Source organism: Faecalicoccus sp. (genome assembly GCF_036552745.1).
GTDB lineage: Bacteria > Bacillota_I > Bacilli_A > Erysipelotrichales > Erysipelotrichaceae > Faecalicoccus.
The window spans coordinates 1-5,582 of sequence record NZ_JAXKBY010000001.1 but is presented as its reverse complement, the minus strand read 5'-3'; the positions used below and the strand labels follow the sequence as shown (position 1 = coordinate 5,582).

Here is a 5,582-nt window from a genome sequence, read left to right as displayed (position 1 = left end):
CGATTAAAGATCGATAAAACTTGATCAGGAATCATAGGTAAAAATCCTCCTCTATAATTCCTTCGGATTATGTTTAAAGATTCCGACTTTTTCTTTGTCAAGCTTTTTTAGATTTTTTTCACAAATAAAAGAGCCTCGCCTATTTTAGACAAGACTCATAAGATCATGTTTTGCTTAACTTAATGACATTGTTCTAACAGCTTCCTCATTTTTTTATGTTCATTATTTAATTCTTTTTAGGTATCTATAGATAGTTGGAATGGAGACATGAAGTTGTGCTGCGACTTCCTGTATCGATCCCTTCGTATCTAAAATCGCATCGTCTTTTAATTTTTGAAGCACAGTCAGTTTATCCTCTATGCTCATATAGGCAACGGGTACTTTTTGACGGGCAATGATTTCTTGAATGCGAGATTTAGCAATATCAACAATCGAAGAGTCGAATTGTTCAGTGATATTTTCCTCTTGGTTCTGTATTAAATTATAGGACTTCAATAAGTTTTCTAAGGCAAACATTGTATGTTTTGCCGGGGTTAAATTTTTATTGATACAAAGCATACCGATAATCGTTTTTCCATTTTTTATAAAAAAAGTAGAGGACAGGAAATCGTGATGTTTGCTCTGCCCATTGTAATTTGCAATAAAATCTTGATTATGGTAAAGACCTTGATCCAGGATTTCCTGTGCAAAGTGCGTTAACGCGTCTCCTTTTTTTCTTCCGGAAACAGGATTTTTTATTGCGATAATCGAAGCTTGTGGATTTGTTAAATCATGAATTACGATTTCGCATTCATTTCCTAAAACGGCTGCCAAGAATGGTAGAAGATCGATATATTGTTTAAATATTTGTTGGTCTTTCATGAGAATTCACCAGTCTTTCATACAGCTATTATACATGGAATCGGATAGATTTACATAGCAAAAGATAATATATTTTTCATATTGATAAAATATATATTAACTTCTTTAGGTAGATGGATGATAATGAAATTAACATAATGATAAAAAAATTATAAAGGAGGAAGTATGAAAAAGATCATTATTGCGACATCTGGTGCTCCCGAAGCCATTGGTCCTTATTCACAGTCTGTTAAGGCAAAAGGAGAAATGCTTTATGTTTCGGGGCAATTACCTATTGATCCCGTAAGCAAAAAACTTGTTGCAGATAATATTTCTTTACAGACACATCAATCGCTTAAAAACTTAAAAGCTATTTTAGAAGAAGCAAATATGGGCTTTGAGAATGTTGTCAAAACGACTGTTTTATTGAAAGATATTCAAGATTTCAACGCCATGAATGAAGTTTATGCTCAATACTTTGAAAAAGACTGTCCGGCACGTGCGGCTTTCCAGATAGCTGCCCTGCCTATGAACGCAAGAGTTGAAATTGAAGCTGTTGCCATAAAGGAATAGAAGTATGAAGGCAGAAGGTGGAAAAAAGATCGGTCTTTGGAATATTGTCGGTCTTGGGTTAGGTGGTGCGATTGGAACCGGAATTTTCGTTCTGTTAGGTTTTGGTATTGCCAATGCAGGCAGAGCTATTTTACCGGTTGTTATTGTTGGCTGTTTCTTTATGTTGTTGGCCTATTGGTATAATTTGGCTATGCCGAGTATGTTTGTAATAGAAGGTGGAGACTACAGCATGAAAGCTATGCTTTGCAGTCCTACAATGTCTGGCTTTGGAGCATTTTTGACTATTGTAAATGCCTTTGCATTAAGTGGTTATGCCATCGCGATGGTTGATTATGCGGCAATCGTATGGCCGGCACTGGACGGATTCAGAAGTATTGCTGCATTAGTTATCACTACGATATTTTTTGCCAGTTCGATCAAAGGATCTCGCTTTATTACCATTTTAGAAAATATTGTTACATTAGTCTTGATAGCGGCCTTAGTTTTATTTATTGGATTTGGCATAGGACAAGTAGATCCATCTGCCTTCTTTGAAAATACAAGCGGAAATCCATTCTTTTTAGGTGGTGTAGGCGGATTTGTATCGGCTTTGGCTATCATGGGGTGGGCTTGTCAGGGAACAACAATGGCACCGGTTTCTATGGCAGCCGTTACCAAAAATCCGAAAAGAAATATACCTCTTGGGATCGTGATCATTACTTTGTGTTTAGCTGTTATTTACGGCTTGATGGCTTATGTGGCCGGTGGGGTTTTACCATATGATCAAATCGCAGGGCAAAATATATCTGTTACCGCCAAAGCAATATTCCCACATGGTATCTACATGTTCTTTGTATTAGGCGGAGGTATAGGAGCCATTGCATCCAGTTATATTGGCGGACTTGGTATGTTTCGCTATCCTTTGATTCAGATTGCAGAGGATGGATGGTTGCCTGAATTCTTTAAAAAACAGACAAAATCGGGATATCCGTACATGACTTATTTAATGTTTTATTTAATCTCCGTTTTCCCAATAGTAACCGGAATGTCATTGGATGCAGTTGTATCTTTGGTCATGATTCCGGCGATGATTATGAACATCTATATGAACTTGGCATGTTTCAATTTACCTTCTAAATTTAAAGCGCAATGGGAAAATCGTTCCTTACGTATGCCAGTTTGGTTTTGGAAAGTATGCTGTGTATTAGGTGCATTCTGTGCCGGCGTAGTTACATATAACTTATTTAAAGGATTGAACGGCAGAGATATGATAATCTGTGTCATAATATGTGTAGTATTATTTGCTTTATCAGTATTGCGCTTGAAACAGGGCGCTGTTAGTCGAGAAGGCTTGGAAAAAAGTAAAGAAAGAATCATTGAGGAAGCCATTAATGCAGATGTAGAGGAAGAAAATCCAAAGAAAAGAGAGGTACTAGTAAATGAAATTTGATTTTGAAAGTATTATGGATCGCCATGGTAAAGATGCCATAGCGGTGGATGGTGTGGGGACGATGCCGGGCTTTGCTCCAGATTGTCCTAAAGAAGGATTCGATGTTATTCCTATGTGGGTAGCCGATATGAATTTTCCTACTGTTCCGACGATCCCGCAGGCTATTCAGGAACGAATAGAACATCCGGCTTTCGGATACTTTAGTCCAACAGATGAATATTTTAATGCCATTATTCAGTGGCATGAAAGAAGGAATGCAGTCAAAGGATTAACCAAAGAGCATATCGGTTATGAGAACGGTGTTTTAGGCGGCGTTATCTCTGCATTAAATTGTGTATGTTCCAAAGGTGATAAAGTCTTAGTTCATTCTCCGACTTATATCGGATTTACAATGGCTTTAGGTAATAATGGCTATGATTTAGTTCATTCTTCTTTGATGAAAGATGAACAAGGTATATATCGTATGGATTATGAGGATATGGAAGAAAAGTTAAAGAGTCAAAAAATACACGCCGCCATTCTTTGTAATCCACACAACCCTTGTGGAAGAGTCTGGGAACAATGGGAACTCGAAAAAGCTATGGCGTTGTTTAAAAAATATGATGTTTATGTTGTATCTGATGAAATTTGGAGTGATATCATGTTGAATGGTCATAAACATACACCAACACAAAGTGTTTCGGAAGATGCAAGAAACCGCACAGCGGCTATGTATGCACCTAGTAAAACATTCAACTTGGCAGGACTTGTCGGATCGTATCACATCGTATATAACCGTTGGTGGCGCGAAAGAATCGAAAAAGAGTCTTCTTTACCACATTATAATGATATGAACGTATTGTCGATGCATGCCTTGATCGGAGCCTATAAACCGGAAGGATATCAATGGGTTGATGAGTTAAATGAAGTATTATCAAAAAATATTGATTTTGCGGTTGATTTTATACAACAAAACTTTAAAGGCCTTTCGGTCAGTAAACCGGAAGGGACATATATGCTGTTTATTGATTGTACAAAATATTGTCAGGATCATCATTTAACGATTCAGCAGTTGGAAAAGAAAATGTGGGATGTCGGTGTTGCGATTCAAGATGGAACTATGTTCCATGGCCCTTGCCATATTCGTATGAATTTGGCCTTACCACATTCTCGTGTTCAAGAAGCATTTCATAGATTGCATGAATACGTATTTAATCAAGAATAATAATTTAAAAACATAATAATAAAGCCGTGTTCAATGGGTTGAGCACGGCTTTATTCGTTTTTCCTTACATCATGTATGGTGTCGCAAAGTAGATGATAAAGATCACCATCAATACCCAGACTGTCGGATGAATTTGTTTGATTCGTCCGGCTGCACACATTCCAACAGTATAGACGATAAATCCACAGGCAATACCGTTGGAGATGGAATACATCAAGACCATCATTAAGACTGTAATAAAAGAGCTTGTCGCATAGACCATATCATCCCAGTCGATACCTTTTAGCTGTTGTGCCATCATAACGCCGACAACGATCAAAGCCGGTGCCGTAACTGCGTTTGTGACTGCGCTTAAAATGATTGGTGAAATCAAGATCGATAAAAGGAATAAAACACCGGTCGTAACGGCTGTAAGACCCGTTCTTCCGCCTACGCCGACTCCGGAGCTGGATTCTACGAAGCTGGTCACGGTGCTGGTACCGATGGCAGCTCCAAATACCGTACCGATCGCATCAGCCAACAGGGCTTTTTCAGCATTTTCCAGTTCACCTTTTTCATTGACCAAACCGATGCGGTTTCCAATGGAAATCAAAGTTCCGGCTGTATCAAAGAAGTCCACGAACAAGAAAGAGAAGATGATCACAAAAGCAGCCATCGGATTACTGAAGAGTTCGCCAAAGCCATCCATGAAAGCGCCGGCTCCATGCATAGAAAGATTTAATGTGAAATCTGTTGGTAAAGATGGCATATTGGCAAGTCCCATCATACCGCCAATGATTCCTAAGATGGCGGTGATGACCATACCGACAAACACGGCTGCCGGCACATTTTTGATTACAAGGGCAATCGTTACCAACAATCCGACAACTGCTAAAAGTACTGCCGGGTCCGTCAGATTACCAATACCTACCGCTGTCGAAGTATTTGATACGATGATACCGGCATTTTTTAAACCGACAAACGCAATGAAGAATCCAATACCTGAACCAATCGCAAGCTTTAGCTGGATCGGTATGGCATTGATGATCATTTGACGAATACCGGTCACAGAGATCAACACAAAGATCACACCGGAAACGAATACGGCACATAAGGCAGCCTGCCAGCTGTATCCCATTCCCAAACAAACCGTATAAGAGAATAAAGCGTTTACCCCCATTCCTGCTGCTAACGCAACCGGATAGTTGGCCACAAGTCCCATGACAATACTGGCGAATGCTGCAGATATGGCTGTTGCCATAAATACAGAGCCTTGATCCATACCGGCATCCCCTAAAATAATAGGGTTGACACCAAGGATATAGGCCATTGCCAAAAATGTGGTGAGTCCTGCCAGAATTTCCGTTTTTACGGAAGTCCCTTTTTCCTTGAGCTTAAATAATTTTTCCATTTTCCTCTGGTATATTGTAATTGACTCATCTAACTGGTCATCTACAATATACTTCTCCTTTCTTTCAACCTTTTATAACCGTGGTTGAAGACGGTTTTGGTAATTTGTAAAATTGAATATGTGAATGTGGATTTGTATTTTTTTCT

General features: G+C 38.9%; 5 protein-coding genes. 3 read left to right on the top strand and 2 right to left on the bottom strand.

Translation table 11 applies throughout. The features are described from left to right. Positions 1-222 precede the first annotated feature (222 nt). The gene (locus tag U0M88_RS00025; protein WP_117445456.1) at positions 223-861 is read right to left on the bottom strand and encodes a helix-turn-helix transcriptional regulator; all 639 of its coding nucleotides are present in this window, start codon (positions 859-861) and stop codon (positions 223-225) included. A 165-nt stretch (positions 862-1,026) separates the two neighbouring features. On the opposite strand from U0M88_RS00025, the gene U0M88_RS00020 reads away from it, so the two are divergent. From U0M88_RS00020 to U0M88_RS00010, 3 genes are read left to right on the top strand one after another with little or no spacing between them, the layout of a single operon-like run. Next, the gene (locus tag U0M88_RS00020) at positions 1,027-1,413 is read left to right on the top strand and encodes a RidA family protein (RefSeq protein WP_331868527.1); all 387 of its coding nucleotides are present in this window, start codon (positions 1,027-1,029) and stop codon (positions 1,411-1,413) included. A gap of 4 nt (positions 1,414-1,417) precedes the next feature. Then, complete coding sequence (locus tag U0M88_RS00015; protein ID WP_272000758.1) at positions 1,418-2,842, top strand: APC family permease; 1,425 nt, start codon at positions 1,418-1,420, stop codon at positions 2,840-2,842. Beyond that, entirely contained in the window at positions 2,832-4,046 is a 1,215-nt protein-coding gene (locus tag U0M88_RS00010) for a MalY/PatB family protein (protein WP_331868526.1), read from the top strand. The genes U0M88_RS00015 and U0M88_RS00010 overlap by 11 nt, the downstream gene beginning before the upstream one ends. Before the next feature lie 64 nt (positions 4,047-4,110). On the opposite strand, the gene U0M88_RS00005 is transcribed toward U0M88_RS00010, so the two are convergent. Beyond that, a complete protein-coding gene (locus tag U0M88_RS00005; RefSeq protein WP_117445460.1) occupies positions 4,111-5,436 on the bottom strand; it encodes an NCS2 family permease in 1,326 nt (441 codons plus the stop codon). Positions 5,437-5,582 lie beyond the last annotated feature (146 nt).

Excerpts from the sequence above, each read along its gene's own strand:
- U0M88_RS00005 (WP_117445460.1), bottom strand. The coding sequence starts at position 5,436 with ATGGAAAAATTATTTAAGCTCAAGGAAAAAGGGACTTCCGTAAAAACG.
- U0M88_RS00010 (WP_331868526.1), top strand. The coding sequence starts at position 2,832 with ATGAAATTTGATTTTGAAAGTATTATGGATCGCCATGGTAAAGATGCC.
- U0M88_RS00025 (WP_117445456.1), bottom strand. The coding sequence starts at position 861 with ATGAAAGACCAACAAATATTTAAACAATATATCGATCTTCTACCATTC.
- U0M88_RS00015 (WP_272000758.1), top strand. The coding sequence starts at position 1,418 with ATGAAGGCAGAAGGTGGAAAAAAGATCGGTCTTTGGAATATTGTCGGT.
- U0M88_RS00020 (WP_331868527.1), top strand. The coding sequence starts at position 1,027 with ATGAAAAAGATCATTATTGCGACATCTGGTGCTCCCGAAGCCATTGGT.